Raw genomic sequence first — 23,517 nt, 5'->3', positions numbered from 1 at the left:
ACTGTGGGAGCGGGCTTGCTCGCGAAGGGGCCTTTGGATCAGACCTTGAACTGATTGATCAACCGCCGCTGCTGCTCCGCCAATTTAGTCAGACCCGCACTGGCCGAACTCGACTCATCCGCACCGCCCGCCACTTCATTCGCCACCTGACCGATATTGATCACGTTACGGTTGATGTCATCGGCCACTGCGCTCTGTTCTTCCGCCGCACTGGCAATCTGCGTGTTCATGTCATTGATCACCGACACCGCCTGAGTAATTGTCTCCAGCGCTTCAGCCGCTTTCGCCGCGTGCTGCACGCTTTCGTCGGTGCGGTTCTGGCTGTCCTCCATGACCCGCACCACATCGCGGGTGCCCTGTTGCAGCTGCTGGATCATGCTCTGGATTTCTTCGGTGGCCTTCTGGGTCTTCTGCGCCAGATTGCGCACCTCGTCCGCCACCACCGCAAAGCCGCGCCCTTGTTCGCCGGCCCGCGCCGCTTCGATTGCTGCGTTCAGCGCCAGCAGGTTGGTCTGCTCGGCGATCCCGCGAATCGCGATGAGGATCGCGTTGATGTTTTCGCTGTCCTTGGCCAGCGTCTGCACCACCTCCACCGCTTTGCCGATTTCCACCGCCAGTACGCCAATCGAGTTCGACGTATCACGGACGATCTGCATGCCTTGGCCGGCAGCCTGATCCGCGTGGCTGGCGGCTTGCGCGGCCTGAGTGGCGTTGCGCGCCACGTCTTGCGCGGTGGCGGTCATCTCCTGCACCGCGGTGGCGACCTGATCGATCTCGGCCATCTGTTTCTGAATGCCGATGTTGGTGCGAATCGCGATGTCGGCAGTGTGCTCCGAGGAATCGCTGACGCTCTGCACCGACGTCACCACCTGCGTGATCATCGCCTGCAACTTGGCGAGGAAGGTGTTGAAACCCTTGGCAATCGAGCCCAGTTCATCACTGCGATCACTGCTCAAGCGACGGGTCAGGTCGCCTTCACCTTTGGCGATGTCATCCAGCATGGCGACCATCTGCTTCAAGGGGCGGGCGATGCCGTGACCCACCAGCCAGATCACCAGCAAACCGATGGCGGCAATGATCAGGCCGACCATGGCCATGCCGAAGGTGTCGGACTTGCGTTGCGCATCAAGGTCGGCCTGGAGTTTTTGCAGATCCGCCATCACCGCGTTCAACGGCAGTTGCAGCATCAGGGTCCAGCGCGCGTCGGTCTGGCCGATGCCGAACGGCAGGTACAGCTCGATGCGGCCCTTGTCCTTGTTGACCGAGTAGGTGACTTCGCCGCGTTTGAGATTGGCCATGTTGGCGATCTGCTCGGCGTCGAGAATGTCGCTGACCTTTTCACCGAATTTGCTCGGATCCTGGGTGTAGGCGACGATCCGGCCGTTGCCGCCGATCAGGGCCATTTGCCCGGCGCCGCTGTACAACTTCTGGTTGGCGCCGAGGAGCATGTCCTGGATGAAGTTCACCGACAGGTCGGCGCCGACGATGCCCTGGAATGCGCCGTTGAGCATGATCGGTTCAATGAACGAGGCGAGCATCACGACCTTGTCGCCGACCTTGTACGGCGCCGGATCGATCACGCAGGGCTTTTTCGTTTCCTTGGAGCAGAGGTAGTACTCACTGGCACGTACCCCGGTGGACAGGGTTTTCTGATCGTCGACATCGGCCAGTTTGTCCACGCCCAGACTGCCGTCGGTATTGCGGAACCACCACGGCAGGAAGCGTCCGTTGGCGGGATCGATACCGGTCACGGCGCTGCCGACGTAGGCCGCGTCATTGTGGTCCAGGGCGTTTTTTTCCCAGCCGATGTAGGTGCCGAGAATCTTCGGGTTCTGCTCGACGTTCTCCTTGATCAGGCTGATCAGTTGCTCGCGGCTGACGCTCAGGCGCGGCTGGCCGTCGGCGCCCGGTGTGCCGAGCAGCGCGTTGACCCGCACCAGTCCGCCGGCAATCAGCAGCGGCGCTTCAAGTTCGCGCTGGATCTGGCTGACCTGGGTCTGCGCCAGCGAGGTCAGGCGTTGTTCGATGACTTGTTCGAACTGCGCCTGAGTGCGCTGCTGCACCATGTCTTGAGTGCGGGCACCGGAGAACAGCGCGTACAGCACCAGCGCGGCAACCACGCTGAGGACGATGGCGCCGGCCAGGGCGGCGACGGAAAACTGGATCGACTTGAACTTCATGGGAGCTCCGCACGCAAGAGGACGTCTGCGCTGTTGTATCGGCAGCAGGCATGGCGCCATGAGCGTTGAGCGGAACAAAGGGCGGAGGATGTCGCAAATGGATCGGTGCGCGACGCAGCGGCAGCAGACTTGCCGGTTGCTGTGAATTTTTTACGACAACAGCGGTGGGAAACTTCCGAAAGACGCTGCAACACGTCTGTTGTATCTGGCGCCGATACAATTCACCCCCTACGATACGCGGCAGGTTTTCAGGGAGCTTTTGAATGAACAAGACATTGGTTGTAAGTGCACTGAGCGCAGCGCTGTTGCTGGCCGGTTGTCAGTCGGTCAACACCACCAGCGGCGGAGCCGTCGGTGTGGAGCGCAAGCAGTACATGTTCAGCATGCTGTCCTCGCAAGAGGTCGACCAGATGTATGCCCAGTCCTATCAGAAGACCGTCGGCGAGGCGTCGAGCAAAGGCGTGCTGGACAAGACCAGCCCGGAGGCCAAGCGGGTTCAGGCGATTGCCAACCGGCTGATCGCCCAGGCACCGAACTTCCGCCCGGATGCGGCGCAGTGGCAGTGGGAAGTCAATCTGATCAAGAGCGACGAGCTCAACGCCAACTGCGGGCCTGGCGGCAAGATCATTTTCTACACCGGGCTGATCGACAGCCTGAAGCTGACCGACGATGAAATCGCGGCGGTCATGGGCCATGAAATCGCCCACGCCCTGCGCGAGCACGGTCGTGAAGCGATGTCCAAAGCCTATGGCATTGAAATGGCCAAGCAGGGTGCCGGTGCGTTGCTCGGTCTGGGGCAGGACAGCCTGGCGCTGGCCGACACCGTGGCCAATTACGGCATGACCTTGCCCAACAGCCGCGCTAACGAAAACGAAGCCGACCTGATCGGTCTGGAACTGGCCGCCCGCGCCGGGTACAACCCGAATGCGGCGATCACCTTGTGGAACAAGATGAGCAAGGCTTCGGAAGGCGCACCGCCGGAGTTCATGAGCACCCACCCGGCCTCGTCCAGCCGGATCGCCTCGCTGCAGGCAGCGATTCCGAAGGTGATGCCGTTGTACGAGAAAGCCCCTAAATCCTAAGAGTCGAAGGACACAACGATTCTTCAGGTTGGGAGGGCTGTTGTGGCGAGGGGATTTATCCCCGATGGGCTGCGAAGCAGCCCCAAAACCTGCAAATGCGTTATGTCTGACACTCTGAGGAGGCAGGTTTGGGGCGCTTCGCGCCCCATCGGGGATAAATCCCCTCGCCACAGTTAATTGTCAGATCACGGCTCAGGGGTTAAATCCAGCCACTGCTCTGCATTGCCTTGTACACCGCCACGATCGCCAGAATCAGGAACGCCGAAGCCGCCAGGCGACGGATCAAGGTCAGTGGCAATTTCTCCGCGGCAAAGTTACCCGCCAATACCACCGGCACGTTGGCAATCAACATGCCCAGGGTGGTGCCGATAATCACCAGCCACAGCTCAGGGTATTGCGCCGCCAGCATCACGGTGGCGATTTGCGTCTTGTCGCCGATTTCCGCGAGGAAAAACGCGATCAGCGTGGTCAGGAAGGGGCCGAACTTGCGTGCGGTGCTGGCTTCATCGTCGTCCATCTTGTCCGGGACCAGCGTCCACAGCGCAGTGGCGGTGAAGCTCGCGGCGAGAATCCAGTGCAGCACCGAATCGGAGAAGAAGCTGCCGAACCAGGCGCCTACCGCACCGGCTGCCGCGTGGTTGGCCAGGGTCGCAGCGACGATACCGGCAATGATCGGCCAGGGTTTGCGAAAGCGAGCGGCGAGAATCAGCGCGAGCAGTTGCGTCTTGTCGCCGATTTCGGCCAAGGCAACGATTGCGGTGGGAACGAGTAACGAGTCCAGCATCAGGATTTCCTAAGGGGCGGGTCGACACGGCTATGACACGTACAGCCTTCCCGCCCCGGGTAAGGTGTGCGTGTCATAGGTCTTGTCAAACCCTGCGATCCGTCTGGTGCGGACGCTTGGGTCGCATACGCCATGATCTGAGGATCAAGTATGTTGACGTATGCCGGACGAGCTTGGCGCTCGTGGGAGACTACTCCCCTAGGACGGAGCGGATTCTGCCTTCGCAAAACCGATAGAGCAAGAACAAATTTTCAGCCGCGCTTGGCCCGGTAAATCCGGAAACCATTGCCTTCGGCCTTGATCGCACACACGCCCAGATGCTCTTCGATCAGCGGCTGATACTTTAGGAAGCTGTTCGCGACCAGGCGTAGTTCGCCACCGTTTTTCAGATGTTTGGCCGCTTTTCGCAGCAAGTTCTCGGTGGCGAAATAATCGGTGTGCACGCCGACATGGAACGGCGGGTTGCTCAGAATCGCGTTCAAACCCATCGGTGCAGCGTCGATACCGTCACCGGTCAGCACTTCGGCGTCCAGACCGTTGGCCGCTAACGTCAGGCGACTGCTGGCGGCGGCGAAGGCATCGACGTCGAGCAAAGTCACCTGGTTGTGCGGATAACGCCGTTTGACCGCCGCGCCCAAAACCCCGGCGCCACAACCGAAATCCAGCAGATGACCGCTCGGCAGTTTGTCCAGATGCTCAAGAAGCAGGGCGCTGCCGCGATCCAGTCGGCCATGGCTGAACACGCCCGGCAGGCTGATGACTTTCAACGGGCCTTCGGCCAGCGGCAGCTCATAAGTCTGCGCCAGGCTTTCCAGCGATTTTGCTTCAGGCGCGTTGGCCACGGTGACCTGCCACAGTTGGCAGTGACGGGCGCTGTCGAGTTTGCGCGGCTTGCCGAACGGGTTGAGTTGCTTGGACGCACCCTCGATGCCGCTGCGTTTTTCCCCGACCAGAAACACCTCGCGCCCGGGCAGACGTGCGGCCACGGCATTGAGGATGTAATCGCTCAGATCCTTGGACTTGGGCAAAAACACCACGGCGCTGTCGAACTCGCGCTCCGGCACGTTTACGCCGAAATGGCTGCGACCTTCGAAGCGCGCATCGAGAGCGGCCTGATCGCCGGCATGCCAGCACCAGCCGAACGCATTGGGCAGGCGCCCGAGCAGATCGTCGGCAGGCAAACCGGCCAACAACAGCGAACCCTGGAATAACTCGGCCTGACGAAGCAGTACTTCACTGCGCGGATCCATAACTGCTCCCTGGAAAAAAAGTGCCGTAGTTTATCAACTGACGACCCGCAGCGCTGTACCGCTGAAGAATGCCAGGGCGTTTTCGGTCAATTGGCCGACGATACGCTGCCGCGCTTCGCGACTGCCCCAAGCGTTGTGCGGAGTGACGATCAGCCGCGGAATATCGGCCGCCAGCAGCGGATTGCCGTTGACCGGCGGTTCGACGCTGAGCACATCGGTCGCCGCACCGCCCAGGTGACCGTTGCGCAGGGCATCGGCCAAGGCTTGCTCGTCGATCAAACCACCGCGAGCGGTGTTGACCACAAAAGCGCCGGGTTTCATCGCCGCCAGCTCGCGGGCACCGATGAAGTGCCGGGTGTGTTCGTTGAGTGGGCAGTGCAGGGTCAGGGCGTCGATCTGCGGCAGCAATTCGTTCAGCGGCAGACGGTCCGGGCGGGCAGGGCGGCCCGGAATCTGTCCGAGCAATACACGCATGCCAAATGCTTCGGCCAGTCGGGCGACCGCACCGCCGAGTTCGCCATGACCAAGCAGGCCGAGGGTTTTGCCCTCCAGTTCGACGATCGGATAGTCGAGCAGGCAGAACTGTCTGGCCTGCTGCCAGCGACCTTCGCCGACGGCTTTTTGATAATCCGCGAGGCGGGTGGCGAGGTTGAGCAGCAGCATGATCGTGTGCTGCGCCACCGACGGCGTGCCGTAACCCTGACAGTTGCACACGGTGATGCCGTGGGCGCGAGCCGCGTCCAGATCGACGTTGTTGGTGCCGGTGGCGGTGATCAGGATCAATTTAAGATCCGGGTTGGCGGCCATCGCGGCGGCGTCGATGCGGATCTTGTTGGTGATCGCCACGCTGGCCCCGTGCAGGCGTTCGGCGACTTGATCAGGCGCAGTCTGGGCGAACAGTTGCAGGTCGCTGAAGCAGGCGCGCAACGGGCTGAGGTCGAGATCGCCGAGATCCAGAGACGGGTGATCGAGGAATACGGCGCGGCGCGGGTTCGTCATCAACTGTACCTTTTGTGCTGGGAACGGAAGGCGTAATCTGCCGAGCCTACCAGATGAAACAAAACGTTACGCAGTGCCCGAGGTGCTCACAAAACCTGTGGGAGCGGGCTTGCTCGCGAAGAGGGCGTGTCAGACCCATAAAGGTTGCCTGACTCAACGCCATTCGCGAGCAAGCCCGCTCCCACAGGGGAAAAGCATTCAGGCGATGTGTTCAAGCTGATGATCACCCCCAGAGGAGCCCCCATGTACTGGACCGAGTTCTTGACCGTTGCACTGATCCACCTGTTGGCCGTGGCCAGCCCCGGCCCGGACTTTGCCGTGGTGGTGCGCGAGAGCGTGACCCATGGTCGTCGCGCCGGCACCTGGACCGCACTGGGCGTGGGCACGGCGATTTTCCTGCATGTGGGTTATTCGCTGCTCGGCATCGGCCTGATCGTGTCGCAGTCGATCGTGCTGTTCAACGCCTTGAAATGGGCCGCCGCCGCGTACCTGCTGTACATCGGCTTCAAGGCCTTGCGCGCGCAGCCAGCGAAAACCGTTACCGATGATCTGCACAAAGAGGCCGGCGTGCGCACCGCGCGCGGCGCGTTCACCTCGGGCTTCGTGACCAATGGTCTGAATCCGAAAGCCACGCTGTTCTTCCTGTCGCTGTTCACCGTGGTGATCAACCCGCACACGCCACTGGCGGTGCAGGCCGGTTACGGGGTTTACCTGGCCGTTGCGACCGCTTTCTGGTTCTGCCTGGTGGCGATGCTGTTCAGTCAGCAACGTGTACGTGCCGGTTTTGCCCGCATGGGCCACTGGTTCGACCGCACCATGGGCGCGGTGCTGATCGCTCTCGGCGTGAAAATCGCGTTTACCGAGATGCATTGATCTCAGAACCGCGACTTAAACCTGTGGGAGCGAGCCTGCTCGCGAATGCGTTGGATCAGTCGACATTACTGGTGGCTGAAAGACCGCTTTCGCGAGCAGGCTCGCTCCCACAGGGCCTTACACAAGCTCGCTGAGTTTGCTCAGATTATTCAGGTATTCCCGGGGATTGTCCCCGAGCAAACGGCGAAACATCGCGCTGAACGCCCGCGCGCTGCCGTAACCCAGATCCCGCGCCACGCGCTGCACGCTGTCCCCGGCGAGCAGGCGCGGCAGCGCTTCCATCAGGCGCAGTTGCTGGCGCCAGGCGTTGAAACTCATCTTCAGTTGTCGCTGGAACAGCCGCGCCAGAGTGCGTGAGCTGGCGCCGACCTGCTGCGCCCAGTCTTCCAGGGTGTTGGGGTGATCCGGTGTGTGCAGCAACGCCAGACAGATGTTCTGCAGGCGTCGGTCGGTGGGCATTGGAATGTGCAGCGGCAGGTTTTCCAGGCTGGCGAGCTCTTCCAGCATCAACTGCTGGATCAGCGGATTATCCGCGTGCGGCGGGCCTTGAACGGCGCGCAGGATCAACTCGCGCAACAGCGGCGTCACCGCCAGCACGCAGCACTGTTGCAGGCTGGCCGGTGACAGCTCGGGGGCAATGAACAGCGAGCGCATCTGCACATCGCCGGACATGAAAATCTCGTGCGCGACTTGCGGCGGAATCCACACTGCGCGGCTTGGCGGAATCACCCAGGCACCAAGGTCGGTCACCACGCGCATGACCCCTCGGACGGCATACAGCAACTGCGCCTCGCGGTGCAGGTGCAGCGGCTGGTGCGCGCCGTCCAGATAATCCCGGGGATAGGCACTCACCGGGCCGTGTTCGAAATGGCTGATCAACATGTCGGGTTTGATGACCTGGTTGGCAGGTATGCGCTTTTTCGCCAACTTAGCATAAAGCCGCTGACAACAATCCGCCCATAACAAACACAAGCGTGCCGCCATGAATCAATCTCGAAACGTCATTCGCTACGTCAACGCCGCCCATGTGATCGATCACATGTTCATGCTGATTTTTCCCGCCGCCGTGCTCGGCATGACCCAGGCCTTCGGCCTCGACTACGCCGCGCTGATCGGCCTTTCGCTGGGTGGGTTCATTGCCTTTGGCGCCTGTTCGTTACCGGCCGGCTGGCTGGGCGATCACTGGAGCCGGCGGCAGATGGTGCTGGTGTTCTTCTTCGGCATCGGCGCTTCGGCAATCTTCACCGGGCTGAGCACCAGCCCGACGATGCTGGTGATCGGGTTGACCCTGATCGGAATTTTCGCCGCGATCTACCACCCGGTGGGCACCGCGATGCTGGTGGCCTACGCGCAGAATCGCGGGCGGGAGATCGGCATCAATGGCATGTGGGGCAACCTCGGCGTGGCGTTCTCGGTGCTGATCACCGGGTTGCTGGTGGCGCAGTTCGGCTGGCGGTCGGCCTTTGTGTTACCGGGGGTGGTGGCGATCATGCTGGGAATCGGCTTTGCCGTGCAGGTGCGTGAAGAGCCGATCCCGCAGCGTCCACACACCGCACTGAAGGGCGCTGCCGGGCAGCGGATTTCGATGCTCATGGTGTTCGGTGTGCTGGCACTGGCGACGGCCACCGGTGGCGTGGTGTTCAACGCCACCACCATGACCTACCCGAAGCTGTTTCAGGAACGTCTGCATGATTTGTTCGCCTCACCGCAAACCCTCGGCGTGGTGGTCAGCCTGGCGTATGCCTTTGGTGCAGTGGCGCAGTTGAGCATTGGCCAGGTGCTGCACCGAGTCAGCTTGAAATGGCCGTTTATTGTGTTGACGCTGTTTCAGGCGCCGCTGTTGTACGCCATGGCGTATGTCGATGGTTGGGCAGTGATCGTGCTCGGTGCGGCGTTCATGTTCGTGGTGTTCGGTCAGGTGACGGTGAACGACTCGATGGTCGCCAATTTCGTCGCGCCGCAGTGGCAATCGCGGGTTTTCGCCCTGCGTTACTGCCTGTCGTTCGGCGCCAGTGCGACAGCGATTCCGCTGATTGCCTACATCGAACCGCGCCATGGTTTTGTCGGGCTTTACTTGATTCTGGCGGGTTTCGGCGCATTGACCTTCCTTGCTGCGCTGGTTTTCCCACGGACGCCTTCAGAAGCGGCTGTAGGGCAAACGGCCTGAACGGCGCTGAAATACCGACAAATGCTGGCGCAAAGCTAGCATTTGTACGGCTGTGCAAATCATTCCTTCGGCTGATTTGACTGGGGTATAACGGCTCTAGAGTAACGCTCTCTACGCCAACACCGTGCAGCCAGAAAAGGGATTCATATGTTGCAGACTCGCGTCATTCCCCCGGCCGATGGGGCCTACCAGTATCCATTGCTGATCAAACGGCTGCTGATGTCCGGCGCCCGTTACGAGAAAACCCGCGAGATCATCTACCGAGACCAGTTGCGCTACAGCTATCCGACCCTGATCGAGCGGGTGGCGCGGCTGGCCAACGTATTGACGGCGGCCGGGGTGAAGGCGGGTGACACCGTGGCGGTGATGGACTGGGACAGCCATCGCTACCTCGAATGCATGTTTGCCATTCCGATGATCGGCGCGGTGATCCACACCATCAACGTGCGTCTGTCGCCGGAGCAGATCCTCTACACCATGAACCACGCCGAGGACCGCTTCGTGCTGGTCAACAGCGAGTTCGTCGGGCTGTACCAGGCCATCGCGCCGCACCTGACCACCGTCGAGAAAACCCTGCTGCTGACCGATCTGCCGGAAAAGACCGCCGAGCTGCCGAATCTGGTCGGCGAGTACGAGCAACTGCTGGCCGCCGCGAGTGCGCAATACGACTTTGAGGATTTCGACGAGAACTCGGTCGCCACTACCTTCTACACCACGGGCACCACCGGCAACCCGAAAGGTGTGTACTTCACCCATCGGCAACTGGTGCTGCACACCATGGGCGTGTCGACGATCATGGGCGCGATCGACAGCGTGCGCCTGCTCGGCACCAACGACGTGTACATGCCGATTACCCCGATGTTCCATGTGCATGCCTGGGGCTTGCCGTACGTGGCAACCATGCTCGGGCTCAAGCAGGTTTATCCGGGGCGTTACGACCCGGAGTTCCTCGTCGAGCTGTGGCGCAAGGAGAAGGTCACGTTCTCCCACTGCGTGCCGACCATCCTGCAGATGCTGCTCAACGCCAAAGGCGCACAGGGCACCGATTTCGGCGGCTGGAAGATCGTCATCGGTGGCAGTGCGCTGAACCGTACGCTGTATGAAACCGCCAAGGCCCGGGGCATTCAGTTGACGGCGGCGTACGGCATGTCGGAGACCGGGCCACTGGTTTCCTGTGCGCATTTGAACGACGAGTTGATGGCCGGCACCGAAGACGAACGCACCACTTACCGGATCAAGGCCGGTGTGCCGGGGCCGTTGGTGGAAGCGGCGATCGTCGACGCCGAGGGCAACTTCCTCCCCGCCGACGGCGAAACCCAGGGCGAACTGGTGCTGCGCGCGCCGTGGCTCACCGAAGGCTATTTCAACGAACCGCAGAAGGGCGCCGAGCTCTGGGCCGGTGGGTGGCTGCACACCGGCGATGTGGCAACGCTCGACAGCATGGGCGTGATCGACATCCGCGACCGCATCAAGGATGTGATCAAGACTGGCGGCGAATGGATTTCCTCGCTGGACCTCGAAGACCTGATCAGCCGTCATGTGGCGGTACGCGAAGTAGCAGTGGTGGGCATCGCCGATCCGCAATGGGGCGAGCGGCCGTTTGCACTGCTGGTGATCCGCGAAGGGCACGAGATCGGGGCGCGCGAGCTCAAGGAACACCTCAAGCCGTTCGTGGAACTGGGTCACTTGAGCAAGTGGGCGATTCCAAGCCAGATCGCCCTTGTTACGGAAATTCCCAAGACCAGTGTCGGCAAGCTCGACAAGAAGCGCATCCGCCTCGACATCACCGAATGGCAGGCCAACAACAGCACCTTCCTTTCGACACTTTGAGTGTCTGCTGGCGCGCCGAAACCGGCGCGCCAGACCCACCAAGCAAGCGCTTGGCTTGTTAAATCGAAAAATTCAGCCATCCTTGCCGTGCCGACATGTGTCGGACTGGCGAAAGGACTGTTCCAGAGTGGCCGGCAGCTGCAAATCACACTTTAGAGGGATCAAGCAGTACCCCCTGCTGGCTATAGTCCGCTCAAGGATTTTTAAGAACGGGGCACACGCACGAACAGGGGCGATGCAACTTTGGAGTGACGTCGGGTGGCTACTGGCTCCCGGTCTTCCAGGCGTTTTTAAAAGTACTCACTGCCATAACAATAATGCACATGGAGTAGCGTCGATGACATCAGTAAACCAGTTCTGGCGCCGGGCTAAACTGCCTCTGGCCGTCAGTCTTGCCTCTACGCTCGCCGGGCCCGCATTCGGCGTCAGTTTCAACGTCGGTGAAATCGAAGGTCAGTTCGACTCCTCGCTCTCCCTGGGCATGAGTATCTCGACCCAGCAGCCGAACAAGGACCTTATTGGTGTCAACAACGGCGGCAAGGGCCTGTCCCAGACCTCCGACAACGGCCACCTGAACTTCAAGAGCGGGCAAGCCTTCTCGAAGATCTTCAAGGGCATCCATGATCTGGAACTGAAATACGGCGACACCGGGGTCTTCGTCCGGGGCAAATACTGGTACGACTTCGCGCTGCAGAATCAGGACCTGGAATACAAGGACGTCAGCAACCACAACCGCGACGTCGCGGCGCGTTCTTCCGGCGGGCAGATCCTCGACGCCTTCGTCTACCACAACTACTCGATTGCCGATGAGCCAGGTTCGGTGCGTCTGGGCAAGCAGGTGGTGAACTGGGGCGAAAGTACCTTCATCGGTGGCGGCATCAACTCGATCAACCCGATCGACGTGTCCGCGTTCCGCCGTCCGGGTGCCGAGATCAAGGAAGGCCTGATCCCGGTCAACATGTTCTACGTGTCCCAGAGCATTACCGAAAACCTCTCGGCCGAAGGTTTCTACCAGATCGACTGGCAGAAGACCGTGACCGACAACTGCGGCACCTTTTTCTCGCAGCCGGACATCGTCACCACCGGTTGCGACGACAACCTGCGGGTACTGAACAAGCGTTCGACCATTCCGGGTATTGCGCTCGGGCCGTTGGCCAACGCTGGTGTCGACGTCAACGAAGAGGGCGTGCTGGTGCGCCGTTCGCCCAACCGCAACGCGCGTGACAGCGGGCAGTGGGGCGTTTCCGCCAAGTACATGTTCGACCCGCTGGCCACCGAGTTCGGCGCCTACTTCATGAACTACCACAGCCGTGCGCCGATCTTCAGCGCCACCGGCGCGCCACAGTCGATCTATAACGGCGTGGCGGCATTGCCGGGGCCGTTCCAGGCGCTGGGGCCACTGGTAGTCGCAGGCAACTCGAACTACTTCATCGAATACCCTGAGGACATTCGCCTCTACGGTCTGAGCTTCTCCACTACCCTGCCTACCGGTACGGCGTGGAGCGGTGAAGTCAGCTACCGGCCGAATGCGCCGGTGCAGTTGAACTCCACCGACATTCTGTTCGCCGGCGTACGTCCGCTGGGTGGCGCCTTGACCAATGCGTCGGTCCTCAACGGCGTGCCGGGCCAGGATCTGCACGGTTACAACCGTAAAGAAATCACCCAGCTGCAAACCACCCTGACGCACTTCTTCGATCAGGTGATGGGCGCCAACCGGCTGACCCTGGTGGGTGAAGTCGGCGTGACCCACGTCGGTGGTCTGGAAAGCAAATCCGAAGCCCGTTACGGCCGCGATCCGGTGTTCGGCCCGGGCGAACTGCCTGCCACGGGAGGTCTCAACACCTGCTCGCAGATCCTCAACACCTCCACCATCAACGGTGCCGGGCCGGGGGCTTCGCGCGACAACGTTTCCAGCAACTGCAACAACGACGGTTTCACCACGGCCACTTCGTGGGGCTATCGCGCTCGTGCCATTTGGGATTACAGCGACGTGTTTGCCGGTGTGAACCTCAAGCCGAACGTGGCTTGGTCGCACGACGTGAAAGGTTACTCGCCAGGCCCTGGCGGCAACTTCGAGGAAGGTCGCAAGGCCATCAGCCTCGGTCTCGATGCCGAATACCAGAACACCTACACGGCGAGCCTGGCCTACACCAACTTCTTTGGCGGCGACTACACGACCGTGGACGATCGTGACTTCGTGGCCTTGAGCGTCGGCGTGAACTTCTAAGCACAGTTTTTTCAGGACGAACACACATATGAAAATAACAAAGAGTCTGTTCCACGCGAGTGTTCTGGGTTTGTCGCTGCTGGCGACCAGCGTGATGGCGGCCGTTCCCGCCGCCGAAGCCGACAAGCTGGGCAAGAGCCTGACCCCGATGGGCGCCGAAATGGCCGGCAACGCCGACGGTTCGATCCCTGCCTGGAAACCGTTGGCGAAAAATGCCGGCACGGTCGACAGCAAGGGCTTCCTGTCCGATCCGTTCGGCAGTGAAAAACCGCTGTTCACCATCACCGCGCAGAACGTCGAGCAGTACAAGGACAAGCTTGCTCCGGGCCAGTACGCGATGTTCAAGCGCTACCCGGACACCTTCAAGATTCCGGTTTATCCGTCCCATCGCGGCTCGACCGTGCCGGATGACGTGTTCGCCGCGATCAAGAAAAACGCCACCACCACCAATCTGGTCGCAGGCGGTAACGGTCTGGAAAACTTTGACACTGCCGTGCCGTTCCCGATTCCGAAAAGCGGTCTGGAAGTGATCTGGAACCACATCACCCGCTATCGCGGTGGCAGCGTGACCCGTCTGGTGACCCAGGCGACTCCGCAAACCAACGGCTCGTTCAGCCTGGTGTACTTCCAGGACCAGTTCGTGTTCCGCGACAAGATGAAGGACTACGACCCGGCCAACCCGGGGAACATCCTGTTCTACTTCAAGCAGAAAGTGACTGCGCCGGCACGTCTGGCCGGTACCGTACTGCTGGTGCACGAAACCCTCGACCAGGTGAAGGAGCCGCGCAAGGCGTGGGTCTACGCCACTGGTCAGCGTCGTGTGCGTCAGGCACCGCAAGTGTCCTATGACGGTCCGGGCACTGCGGCGGACGGTCTGCGTACCTCCGACAACCTCGACATGTACAACGGTGCGCCGGATCGCTACGACTGGAAGCTCGAAGGCAAGAAAGAGATGTACATTGCCTCCAACAGCTACAAGATCGACTCGCCGACCCTCAAGTACGCCGACATCATCAAGGCCGGCCATATCAACCAGGACCTGACCCGTTACGAGTTGCGTCGTGTCTGGCACGTGGTCGCCACCCTGAAACCGGGTCAGCGCCATATCTATGCCAAACGTGACTTCTACATCGACGAAGACACCTGGCAGGCAGCGGTCATCGACCACTACGACGGTCGCGGTCAGCTGTGGCGTGTCGCCGAAGCGCATGCCGAGGACTACTACGACAAGCAAGTGCCGTGGTACGCGCTGGAAGCCCTGTACGACCTGCAATCGGGTCGCTACCTGGCGCTGGGCATGAAGAACGAAGAAAAATCAGCGTATGACTTCGGTTTCTCTGCCACCAAGAGCGAATTCCAGCCGGGCAACCTGGGCCAGGACGGTATCCGCTAAGCTTTGACCCGAGGCCGCATCCTCGAAAAAACGCCCCGACTGGTTCGGGGCGTTTTTTTTGGCGTTGATTTTGTAGGAGCTGCCGGCTCTCGACAGTCTTTTTGTAGCCATTTGTAGCAGCAACCTTCATAACCGCTACGTTTAAGGCTAGGCTGCGGACATCTGCTACGCCGCCAACAGCCATTCGAACAAGAGCCGGCCATGACTGATCTGTCCCCACTTCCGGGTCCCGCAAGCGTTGCCGTCGCGGCACTGGACGGACGTTTTTTCCGTCCTCCGCTGCCGGACGGATACGTCTTGCGGCCACGTCTCTGCGAGCGCCTGCAAACCGGGCTCGGTGGACGTCTGTTACTGGTGTGCGCTCCGGCCGGGTTCGGCAAGAGTTCGCTGGCGGTGGAGTTCTGTCAGAGCCTGCCGGGGCACTGGCAAAGTCTCTGGCTGGGATTGAGCCCACGGGATAACGATCCGGGGCGGTTTCTCGAGCGATTGCTGGAGGGACTGCAGGACTACTTTCCGGATCTGGGCAGTCGTGCACTCGGCCTGTTGAAGATGCGCCAGCGCCATCAGCCGTTCGCCTTCGAAGAATGGCTCGATGGTTTGCTCGATGAACTGGCCCTGCAACTGCAACCGACGGCGCCGCTGTTGCTGGTGCTCGACGACTACCATCTCGCCCAAGGCCCGGTACTCGACCGTTGCCTGCAGTTTTTCCTCAATCATCTTCCCGATGGCTTGCTGGTCATGGTCACCAGTCGGCAGCGCCCGGACTGGCATCTGGCGCGTCTGCGCCTGTCGCGCCAGTTGCTCGAACTGCATGAGCAGGACTTGCGCCTGACCCACGATGAGGCCCTGACGCTGCTTGATCGACACAGCAGTTCATTGCGCGGCGAAGCGCTGGAAAACCTGATCCAGCGCAGCGAAGGCTGGGTGGCCGGACTGCGTTTCTGGTTGCTTGCGGTCTCCGAGGCTGGCAGCGGGGCTCCGTTGCCACCCGCGCTGAACGGCGGGGAAGGGCTGATCCGCGATTACCTGCTGGAAGAAGTGATCGATTGCCTGCCGGCCGAGGTGCAGGCGTTTCTCTACGACACCGCCCCTCAAGAGCGCTTTTGCAGCGAGCTGTGCGACGCGGTGCGCGAAGCCCACGACAGCGCCGAAATCCTGCGGTTTCTGTTGGCGCATCAGGTATTTCTGGTGCCGCTGGACGAACACGGTCACTGGTATCGCTATCACCATTTGTTTTCCGATCTGCTGCGCAGCCGTCCCGTGACCCAGACGCTGGTGCCGGCGGCGACCCTGCACCTGCGCGCCTGTCGCTGGTTCAATGCTCAAGGGCTGCTCGACGAAGCGGTGGAGCAGGCCTTGCGCGCCGGCCATCTGGATGTCGCAGCGAATCTGGTGCAGAACCTGTCCGAGGAACAACTGCTCGCCGAGCAGAACGTGGGCATGCTGCTGCGCTGGAAAATGGACTTGCCCGACAGCCTGCTGATCAGCACGCCACGCTTGATCGTGCTCTATAGCTGGGCGCTCGGGCTGGCCTGTCAGCTGGATGCCGCTGAAGAGCTGGCCAGTCATTTAAGTCGTTTCCTGCCTGCGCCTTCGGCTTCGGCGCAGAAGTCGATGCTCGCGCAATGGCTGGCGCTCAGCGGCATCATCGCCCGCGGGCGAGGGCATCGTGAGCTGACCCAGCGCTATTGCAGCGAAGCACTGGAAAGCCTGCCGGTGAAACGTTACGGGCAACGCCTGATGTGCCTGTCGACTTTGTCCAATCTGGCGATTGCCGACGGTGACCTGTGGCGTGCGCGGGGCTTGAATCGAGAATCCCTCGAGCTGGCGCAGCGGGTCGGCAATCCGTTGTTCGAAGCCTTGGCGCATTACGACCGGGCGCGGGTCCTGCAATCGCGCGGGGAAATTCTGCGCGCCCTGGATGAGGTGCATCAGGGTCTTGATCGTCTGCGCGGGTTGTCGGCGCAACGTCTGTACGCGGTGCGTGCGCGATTGACGCTGTATGAAGGTTTTCTGCTGTCGATGCGCTTGCAACCGCAGCAGGCCCGGGCCCGATTGCTGAGCGGTCTGGCCGAAGCGCGGGCCTGCCGGGATATCAGCGTATTGATCGGTCACTGCGTGATCGCCCGTCTCGACGGCAGCGTCGGCGAGTTCGCCAAGGCCTTCGCCGAACTCGCTGAAGCCGAGCGTCTGATGCATATATGGGATGTGCCGCCGATCTACTATCTGGCGATGATCACCCTGGTCAAATGCGAACTGTGGCTGGCGCAAGGCCGCACTGATCTGGCCGAAGCCTGGCTGGCACGTCTGGGGCAGACCTACACCGGCGAGCGCGCAGCGGCGCCACCGGAGTTTCATCCTCAGTTGCCGCTGCATGTCGAATTGCAGCAGGCGTTACTTGATGTGATCAAAGGCCAGCCGATGCTCGCCGAAGGGCGGTTGAATGTGTTGCTGGAAAACGGTCAGCAAACCGGGCGCCAGTTGCTGTGTGTGATGGCGCTGGCGCAGAAAGTGAATTTGCTGCTGAGCAGTGGTCGCGAATCCGAGGCACGCAAAGCATTGAACCAGGCGCTGGAAGCGGCGGCGGGCGGCGTGATACAGCCATTTGACGCCTTGATCAAAGCGCATCCGGACTGGCTGCGCAGCCAGCTGCAAAACTCGCCAGCACTGGCAGGACAGCAGTTGCTGACGCATTTTCCACTGGTGGTTGCCCGTCCTGTCATTGAATGTGGATCTGCCGAACAACTCAGCAGTCGCGAGCTGGCGGTGCTGCGTTTGATTGCCCAGGGCTGTTCCAATCAGGAAATCAGCGAGCAACTGTTCATTTCGCTGCATACGGTGAAAACCCATGCCAGCCATATCAACAGCAAGTTGGGGGTTGAGCGGCGTACGCAGGCGGTGGCCCGCGCCAAGGCGCTGGGGTTAATGATCTAGTCCCGCTAAAATCTTCGGCATCAGCGGTTTTCGCCGCCGTCGAATATTGATCAGGATTGCCCCATGACTGTTCCAGCGCCTGCGCTCATCCGCGAAACCTTCCCCGTCGGCCCGCTGCAGTGCAACTGCACGATCATCGGCGACCCGATCACTAAAAAAGCCATCGTCGTCGATCCGGGCGGCAACCCCGATCTGATCATGGCGCGCCTCGATGCCCACGGTCTGAAAGTGGTCAGCATCATCCACACCCACGCGCATCTCGATCATTTCCTCGCCTCCGGGCAGATGAAGGAAAAGACTGGCGCAACCCTGCATCTGCACAAGGAAGACCAGTTCCTGTGGGACAACCTCGAAATGCAATGCCAGATGTTCGGTGTGCCCTACACCCCGGTACCGTCGCCGGATCGCTGGTTGAGCGACGATGAAGAACTGGCCTGCGGCTGCGGCGTGGCGCTGCATACGCCGGGACATACGCCCGGTTCCATGAGCTTTTGGTTTTCCGAGGCTAAGCTGTTGATTGCCGGCGACACGCTGTTTCGTCGCGGGGTAGGGCGCACGGATTTGTGGGGCGGCGATCAGGCGACCATCGTGCGATCGATCAAGCAGCGGCTGTACACCCTCGACGAAGACGCAATCGTGGTTGCCGGGCATGGTCCGGACACGCGTCTCGGGGATGAAATGCGGGAAAACCCGTTCGTGCGCGCCTAAACATTTTGTCATGAGTGTGCGGCGGAATTTTTCGGCATTGTCATGATCCAACGCCCGCACAGGTCTATTGCCTAGGGCCGCTGCCACACAGAATGCGAAAAAAACCAGGAGCTCTTCATGTTCACCACGCCTCGTTTGATTATTGTTGCTACCGCTGTGGCCATGTTGGCCGGCTGCGCCTCGCCCAACCCGTATGACAATCAGGGGCAGGCCGACGGTGGCTCGCAAGGCATGAGCAAAACCGCCAAGTACGGCGGTCTCGGTGCGCTGGCCGGCGCCTTGGCAGGTGCCGCCATCGACCACAACAACCGTGGCAAGGGTGCCTTGATCGGCGCGGCGGTCGTTGGTGCCTCGGCGGCCGGTTACGGTTACTACGCCGACCAGCAAGAGAAAAAGCTGCGCGCCAGCATGGCCAACACCGGGGTTGAAGTGCAGCGCCAGGGCGATCAGATCAAGCTGATCATGCCAGGCAACATCACCTTCGCCACCGATTCGGCGAACATCGCGCCAAGCTTCTATCAGCCGCTGAACAACCTGGCGAACTCGTTGAAAGAGTTCAACCAGAACCAGATCGAAATCGTCGGCTACACCGACAGCACCGGCAGCCGCCAGCACAACATGGACCTGTCTCAGCGTCGTGCGCAGAGCGTGGCCACCTACCTGACCTCGCAAGGTGTCAGCGGTGCCAACCTCTCGGCCCGTGGCGCCGGCCCGGATAACCCGATTGCCAGCAACGGTGACGTCAATGGCCGCGCGCAGAACCGCCGCGTCGAGGTCAACCTGAAAGCGATTCCAGGTCAGCAGTATGGTGGTCAGCAGCAACAGCCGGGGACGGTTCAGCAGTATCCGTAAGTGAATGCTTGAGTGAAGAAATGCCCGGTCTTGTGACCGGGCATTTTTTTGGGGTTGCCCGTGCTGGCCCTTTCGCGAGCAAGCCCGCTCCCACAGGGATGGGTGTTGTTCACAGAATCTGCGTTCACCACATGACCCTGTGGGAGCGGGCTTGCTCGCGAAGGGGCCGGACCAATCACCCTCAAATCATCAGATACAAAAAAAGCCCCCGGACAACCGAATTGTCCGGGGGCTATTTGCTTGCAGCGAAGACTGATTACTTCTTCAAACCATAATGCTCATCGAGCATGCCAGGCGAGTTCGGGGCTTTCGGTGCGTAGTCGCGTGGCGGCTCCTGATCGCGCGGCGGCGTCAGGCGTTCGCGCGGTGCCTGCGCGGCATCGGCGTGCAAAGCGGCGATCAGGCGTTGACGGGTCTGCTCGTCCAGGGCCAGGCGGTTGGCACCCTCGGCGAGATGATCCTGCACTTCCTGATAGCTCTGGGTCAGCTTCTTGACCAGCGTCGCGGTGCTGTTGAAGTGGGTGACCACCTCGTTTTGATAGCTGTCGAAACGCTCCTGGATATCATCCAGTTGACGCTGCGTGCGGCTCGGCGCGGCATTCGGTGCGACGCGAGCGATCAGGAATCCAATGGCGACACCCACAACCAGGGCAAGAGTCGGTAACAACCAAACTAAGAGCGAGTGTTCCACGAGTCCTTCCTCTATAAACGGCTTTGCTTTACGTTAACGGCTCGAACCTGCGCTGTATACCGCGATTCACTCGCAATAGATTGGCACAGACAATTTGCTAGACGAGTCGACCCGATTCGAGGTCACGGAGTTCCTTCCTTGCTGATGCGTGAAACCCCTGTAGTGATTGCCGGCCCAGTCGGCCAAATCGAAGCGCTGTACCTCGATAACGAGCAGCCAGTCGGCATCGCGCTGATCTGCCATCCAAACCCGGTGCAGGGCGGCACCATGCTCAACAAGGTCGTCTCGACCCTGCAGCGCACCGCGCGCGACGCCGGGCTGATCACCTTGCGCTTCAACTATCGCGGCGTCGGTGCCAGCGAAGGCTCCCACGACATGGGCAGCGGTGAAGTCGACGACGCTCAGGCTGCCGCAGCATGGCTACTGGAAAAGCATCCGGAGCTGCCGCTGACCCTGTTCGGTTTCTCCTTCGGCGGATTTGTTGCAGCAAGTCTCGGCGGTCGTCTCGAAGCCCAAGGCGTGCAGTCAAAGCAGCTGTTCATGGTCGCGCCGGCAGTGATGCGTCTGGGCGATCAGGATCAACTGCCACAGCACGGCGAGCTGACCGTGATCCAGCCGGAAACCGACGAAGTGATCGATCCGCAGTTGGTCTACGACTGGTCGGAAAAACTCCAGCGCCCCTATGAGCTGCTGAAAGTGGCAGAATGCGGACACTTTTTTCATGGCAAGCTGACCGATCTCAAGGATCTGATCCTGCCGCGTCTCTCGAATTGATTGCAGTCTGACAAGCGATTACCCATGACGAACCGTACCCGTATCCTCACCGGCATCACCACCACCGGCACGCCGCACCTGGGCAACTACGCCGGCGCCATCCGCCCGGCGATCCTCGCCAGCCGCGACAGCAATGCCGATTCGTTCTTCTTCCTGGCCGACTACCACGCCCTGATCAAATGCGATGACCCGCTGCGCATCCAGCGCTCGCGTCTGGAAATCGCCGCGACCTGGCTGGCCGGTGGCCTGGATGTCGACCGTGTGACCTTCTATCGCCAGTCCGACATCCCGGAAATCCCCGAGCTGACCTGGCTGCTGACCTGCGTCGCCGCCAAAGGCTTGCTCAACCGGGCGCACGCCTACAAGGCCTCGGTGGACAAGAACGTCGAAACCGGCGAGGACCCGGATTCTGGGATCACCATGGGCCTCTACAGCTACCCGGTGCTGATGGCGGCGGACATTCTGATGTTCAACGCGCACAAGGTGCCGGTCGGTCGCGACCAGATCCAGCACGTGGAAATGGCCCGTGACATCGGTCAGCGCTTCAACCACCTGTTCGGCCAAGGCAAGGAGTTCTTCACCATGCCTGAAGCGCTGATCGAGGAAAGCGTGGCGACCTTGCCCGGCCTCGACGGGCGCAAGATGTCGAAGAGCTACGACAACACCATCCCGCTGTTCTCTAGCGCCAAAGAGATGAAGGACGCGATCTCGCGGATCGTCACCGACTCCAAGGCGCCGGGCGAGGCCAAAGATCCGGACAACTCGCACCTGTTCACTCTGTTTCAGGCGTTCGCCACACCGGCGCAGGCGGACGAATTCCGCAGCGAACTGCTCGGCGGTCTGGGTTGGGGCGAGGCGAAGAATCGTCTGTTCCAGTTGCTCGACAATGAACTGGGCGAGTCCCGCGAGCGCTATCACCAGTTGATCGAGCGCCCGGCGGATCTGGAAGACATCCTGCAACACGGCGCGAAAAAGGCTCGTGCGGTGGCGACGCCGTTCCTCAACGAACTGCGTGAAGCGGTTGGCCTGCGTTCGTTCGTCAATCAGGTGCAAGTCGCGGCGACCACCAAAAAGAAAGCCGTGAAAGCTGCACGTTTCGTGAGCTTCCGTGAAGACGACGGCAGCTTCCGCTTCCGTCTGCTGGCGGCTGATGGCGAGCAACTATTGCTGTCGCGCAACTTCGCCGACGGCAAAACTGCAGGCCAAGTGACCAAACAACTGCAAGCCGGTCAGGCGCTGGACATTCGCAATCAAGACCTGAGCTTCAGCGTGTGGCTGGAAGGCGAGTGCGTTGGCGACAGCCCGGCGTTCGCCGATACTGCTGCGCGAGACGCGGCCATCGAGGCTCTGCGCGTTGCGCTGACCCCGGTTCAGGACTAATCCGCGGCGCGGCCCGACCAAGGGCTGATTGCCATTCCTACGGGCCGTCGCTACAGTGACGGCCCGTTTTTGTTGCCTTGCTAACGAATTATGACGCCCCTAGAACGATACCAAGCTGATCTGAAACGCCCGGACTTCTTCCATGACGCCGCGCAGGAAACTGCCGTGCGTCATCTGCAGCGCCTGTACGACGATCTGATCGCGGCCGAGCAGAACAAGCCGGGTTTGCTGGGCAAGCTGTTTGGCAAGAAGGATCAGACGCCGGTCAAGGGCCTGTACTTCTGGGGCGGTGTGGGTCGCGGCAAGACTTATCTGGTCGACACCTTCTTTGAAGCGCTGCCGTTCAAGGAAAAGACCCGCACCCACTTCCACCGCTTCATGAAGCGTGTGCACGAAGAGATGAAAACCCTCGGCGGCGAGAAAAACCCGCTGACCATCATCGCCAAGCGCTTCGCGACCGAGTCGCGAGTGATCTGCTTCGATGAATTCTTCGTCTCTGACATCACCGACGCGATGATCCTCGGCACGCTGATGGAAGAGCTGTTCAAGAACGGCGTGACCCTGGTCGCGACCTCGAACATCGTTCCGGACGGCCTGTACAAGGACGGTCTGCAGCGCGCGCGCTTCCTGCCGGCTATTGCGCTGATCAAGCAGAACACCGAGATCGTCAACGTCGACAGCGGTGTCGACTACCGTCTGCGCCACCTCGAACAAGCGGAGCTGTTCCACTATCCGCTGGACGAAGCCGCCCATGAAAGCCTGCGCAAGAGCTTCAAGGCCCTGACGCCGGAATGCACGGCAGCGGTGGAAAACGATGTGCTGATCATCGAGAACCGCGAAATCCGTGCCCTGCGCACCTGCGACGACGTGGCCTGGTTCGACTTCCGCGAACTGTGCGACGGTCCGCGCAGCCAGAATGACTACATCGAGCTGGGCAAGATCTTCCACGCGGTGCTGCTCAGCGGCGTCGAGCAGATGAGCGTCACCACCGACGACATCGCCCGGCGTTTCATCAACATGGTCGACGAGTTCTACGACCGTAACGTCAAGCTGATCATTTCTGCCGAAGTCGAGTTGAAAGACCTGTACACCGGCGGACGCCTGACGTTCGAATTCCAGCGTACGCTCAGCCGTCTGCTGGAGATGCAATCGCACGAATTCCTGTCGCGGGCGCACAAGCCTTAAGCAGTTTCGGCATACAAAAAAAGGGCCTGCAATTGCAGGCCCTTTTTATTGGCACTGATTTCCCCTGTGGGAGCGAGCCTGCTCGCGAAGGCGGTGTGTCAGCCAACAGTTTTGTTGAATGTGAAACCGAATTCGCGAGCAGGCTCGCTTGTATGTTTAGACTTGAAGGGGTGGGCGGGACTACAGACTCGATTCTGACTCTGACCAG

The 23,517-nt window shown here is 60.9% G+C and carries 18 protein-coding genes, 1 pseudogene and 1 riboswitch; of the genes and pseudogenes, 12 read left to right on the top strand and 7 right to left on the bottom strand.

Going from position 1 to position 23,517, the window contains the following annotated elements:
* Window positions 1-38 precede the first annotated feature (38 nt).
* Window positions 39-782 (bottom strand): methyl-accepting chemotaxis protein, encoded by a 744-nt coding sequence (locus tag AC3WMV_RS24760; RefSeq protein ID WP_371917797.1) that lies wholly within the window; start codon window positions 780-782, stop codon window positions 39-41.
* Between the two features lie 111 nt (window positions 783-893).
* Window positions 894-1,091 (bottom strand): annotated as a pseudogene (locus tag AC3WMV_RS24755) (HAMP domain-containing protein); the annotation flags it as partial.
* A gap of 1,352 nt (window positions 1,092-2,443) precedes the next feature.
* Here AC3WMV_RS24755 and AC3WMV_RS24750 point away from each other — a divergent pair.
* On the top strand, window positions 2,444-3,262 hold the full coding sequence (locus AC3WMV_RS24750; protein WP_027612207.1) for a M48 family metallopeptidase: 819 nt from the start codon (window positions 2,444-2,446) through the stop codon (window positions 3,260-3,262).
* Between the two features lie 199 nt (window positions 3,263-3,461).
* Here the strand turns inward: AC3WMV_RS24750 and AC3WMV_RS24745 are convergent, their stop codons facing one another.
* The 3 genes from AC3WMV_RS24745 to AC3WMV_RS24735 form a co-directional block, all read right to left on the bottom strand.
* A complete protein-coding gene (locus AC3WMV_RS24745; protein ID WP_027612206.1) occupies window positions 3,462-4,046 on the bottom strand; it encodes a TMEM165/GDT1 family protein in 585 nt (194 codons plus the stop codon).
* Window positions 4,047-4,133: 87 nt separating this feature from the next.
* Window positions 4,134-4,258, bottom strand: a riboswitch (yybP-ykoY riboswitch).
* A 39-nt stretch (window positions 4,259-4,297) separates the two neighbouring features.
* Window positions 4,298-5,296 carry a methyltransferase gene (locus AC3WMV_RS24740; RefSeq protein WP_103368541.1) on the bottom strand — a complete coding sequence of 333 codons (999 nt, stop codon included), beginning with the start codon at window positions 5,294-5,296 and terminating at the stop codon, window positions 4,298-4,300.
* 33 nt (window positions 5,297-5,329) lie between these two features.
* Window positions 5,330-6,295 carry a 2-hydroxyacid dehydrogenase gene (locus AC3WMV_RS24735; protein WP_103368540.1) on the bottom strand — a complete coding sequence of 322 codons (966 nt, stop codon included), beginning with the start codon at window positions 6,293-6,295 and terminating at the stop codon, window positions 5,330-5,332.
* A 243-nt stretch (window positions 6,296-6,538) separates the two neighbouring features.
* Between AC3WMV_RS24735 and AC3WMV_RS24730 the strand changes: the two genes are divergently transcribed.
* Window positions 6,539-7,168: a LysE family translocator gene (locus AC3WMV_RS24730; RefSeq protein WP_027612203.1), complete on the top strand. Its 630-nt coding sequence runs from the start codon at window positions 6,539-6,541 to the stop codon at window positions 7,166-7,168.
* A 117-nt stretch (window positions 7,169-7,285) separates the two neighbouring features.
* Here the strand turns inward: AC3WMV_RS24730 and AC3WMV_RS24725 are convergent, their stop codons facing one another.
* Window positions 7,286-8,050, bottom strand: coding sequence for an AraC family transcriptional regulator (locus AC3WMV_RS24725; protein WP_027612202.1), 765 nt, complete (start codon window positions 8,048-8,050; stop codon window positions 7,286-7,288).
* Window positions 8,051-8,150: 100 nt separating this feature from the next.
* On the opposite strand from AC3WMV_RS24725, the gene AC3WMV_RS24720 reads away from it, so the two are divergent.
* From AC3WMV_RS24720 to AC3WMV_RS24690, 7 genes are all read left to right on the top strand, one after another.
* Window positions 8,151-9,335 carry an MFS transporter gene (locus AC3WMV_RS24720; protein ID WP_103368539.1) on the top strand — a complete coding sequence of 395 codons (1,185 nt, stop codon included), beginning with the start codon at window positions 8,151-8,153 and terminating at the stop codon, window positions 9,333-9,335.
* A 147-nt stretch (window positions 9,336-9,482) separates the two neighbouring features.
* Window positions 9,483-11,165 (top strand): fatty acid--CoA ligase, encoded by a 1,683-nt coding sequence (locus AC3WMV_RS24715; RefSeq protein WP_097086226.1) that lies wholly within the window; start codon window positions 9,483-9,485, stop codon window positions 11,163-11,165.
* 337 nt (window positions 11,166-11,502) lie between these two features.
* On the top strand, window positions 11,503-13,392 hold the full coding sequence (locus tag AC3WMV_RS24710; protein WP_096797153.1) for a DUF1302 domain-containing protein: 1,890 nt from the start codon (window positions 11,503-11,505) through the stop codon (window positions 13,390-13,392).
* Window positions 13,393-13,420: 28 nt separating this feature from the next.
* Entirely contained in the window at window positions 13,421-14,785 is a 1,365-nt protein-coding gene (locus AC3WMV_RS24705; protein ID WP_027612198.1) for a DUF1329 domain-containing protein, read from the top strand.
* A 201-nt stretch (window positions 14,786-14,986) separates the two neighbouring features.
* Window positions 14,987-17,719 carry a winged helix-turn-helix domain-containing protein gene (locus tag AC3WMV_RS24700; protein ID WP_103368538.1) on the top strand — a complete coding sequence of 911 codons (2,733 nt, stop codon included), beginning with the start codon at window positions 14,987-14,989 and terminating at the stop codon, window positions 17,717-17,719.
* Between the two features lie 63 nt (window positions 17,720-17,782).
* Window positions 17,783-18,427 carry an MBL fold metallo-hydrolase gene (locus AC3WMV_RS24695; RefSeq protein ID WP_027612196.1) on the top strand — a complete coding sequence of 215 codons (645 nt, stop codon included), beginning with the start codon at window positions 17,783-17,785 and terminating at the stop codon, window positions 18,425-18,427.
* Between the two features lie 117 nt (window positions 18,428-18,544).
* Window positions 18,545-19,279 (top strand): YiaD family glycine zipper/OmpA-like lipoprotein, encoded by a 735-nt coding sequence (locus tag AC3WMV_RS24690; RefSeq protein WP_007961595.1) that lies wholly within the window; start codon window positions 18,545-18,547, stop codon window positions 19,277-19,279.
* Between the two features lie 256 nt (window positions 19,280-19,535).
* On the opposite strand, the gene AC3WMV_RS24685 is transcribed toward AC3WMV_RS24690, so the two are convergent.
* Window positions 19,536-19,970 carry a Z-ring associated ZapG family protein gene (locus tag AC3WMV_RS24685; protein WP_027612195.1) on the bottom strand — a complete coding sequence of 145 codons (435 nt, stop codon included), beginning with the start codon at window positions 19,968-19,970 and terminating at the stop codon, window positions 19,536-19,538.
* Between the two features lie 144 nt (window positions 19,971-20,114).
* On the opposite strand from AC3WMV_RS24685, the gene AC3WMV_RS24680 reads away from it, so the two are divergent.
* The 3 genes from AC3WMV_RS24680 to zapE all read left to right on the top strand — a co-directional run bounded on the left by AC3WMV_RS24680 (window position 20,115) and on the right by zapE (window position 23,309).
* The gene (locus tag AC3WMV_RS24680; RefSeq protein WP_103368573.1) at window positions 20,115-20,744 is read left to right on the top strand and encodes an alpha/beta hydrolase; all 630 of its coding nucleotides are present in this window, start codon (window positions 20,115-20,117) and stop codon (window positions 20,742-20,744) included.
* 24 nt (window positions 20,745-20,768) lie between these two features.
* Window positions 20,769-22,124: a tryptophan--tRNA ligase gene (locus tag AC3WMV_RS24675; protein ID WP_103368537.1), complete on the top strand. Its 1,356-nt coding sequence runs from the start codon at window positions 20,769-20,771 to the stop codon at window positions 22,122-22,124.
* 90 nt (window positions 22,125-22,214) lie between these two features.
* Window positions 22,215-23,309, top strand: a complete 1,095-nt coding sequence (gene zapE / locus AC3WMV_RS24670) for a cell division protein ZapE (RefSeq protein WP_041074841.1) — start codon at window positions 22,215-22,217, stop codon at window positions 23,307-23,309.
* Window positions 23,310-23,517: the final 208 nt, after the last annotated feature.

This window comes from Pseudomonas sp. FW305-3-2-15-E-TSA4, assembly GCF_058787295.1.
The sequence above is the reverse complement of the archived record's forward strand: the minus strand, read 5'-3'. Positions and strand labels throughout refer to the sequence as shown.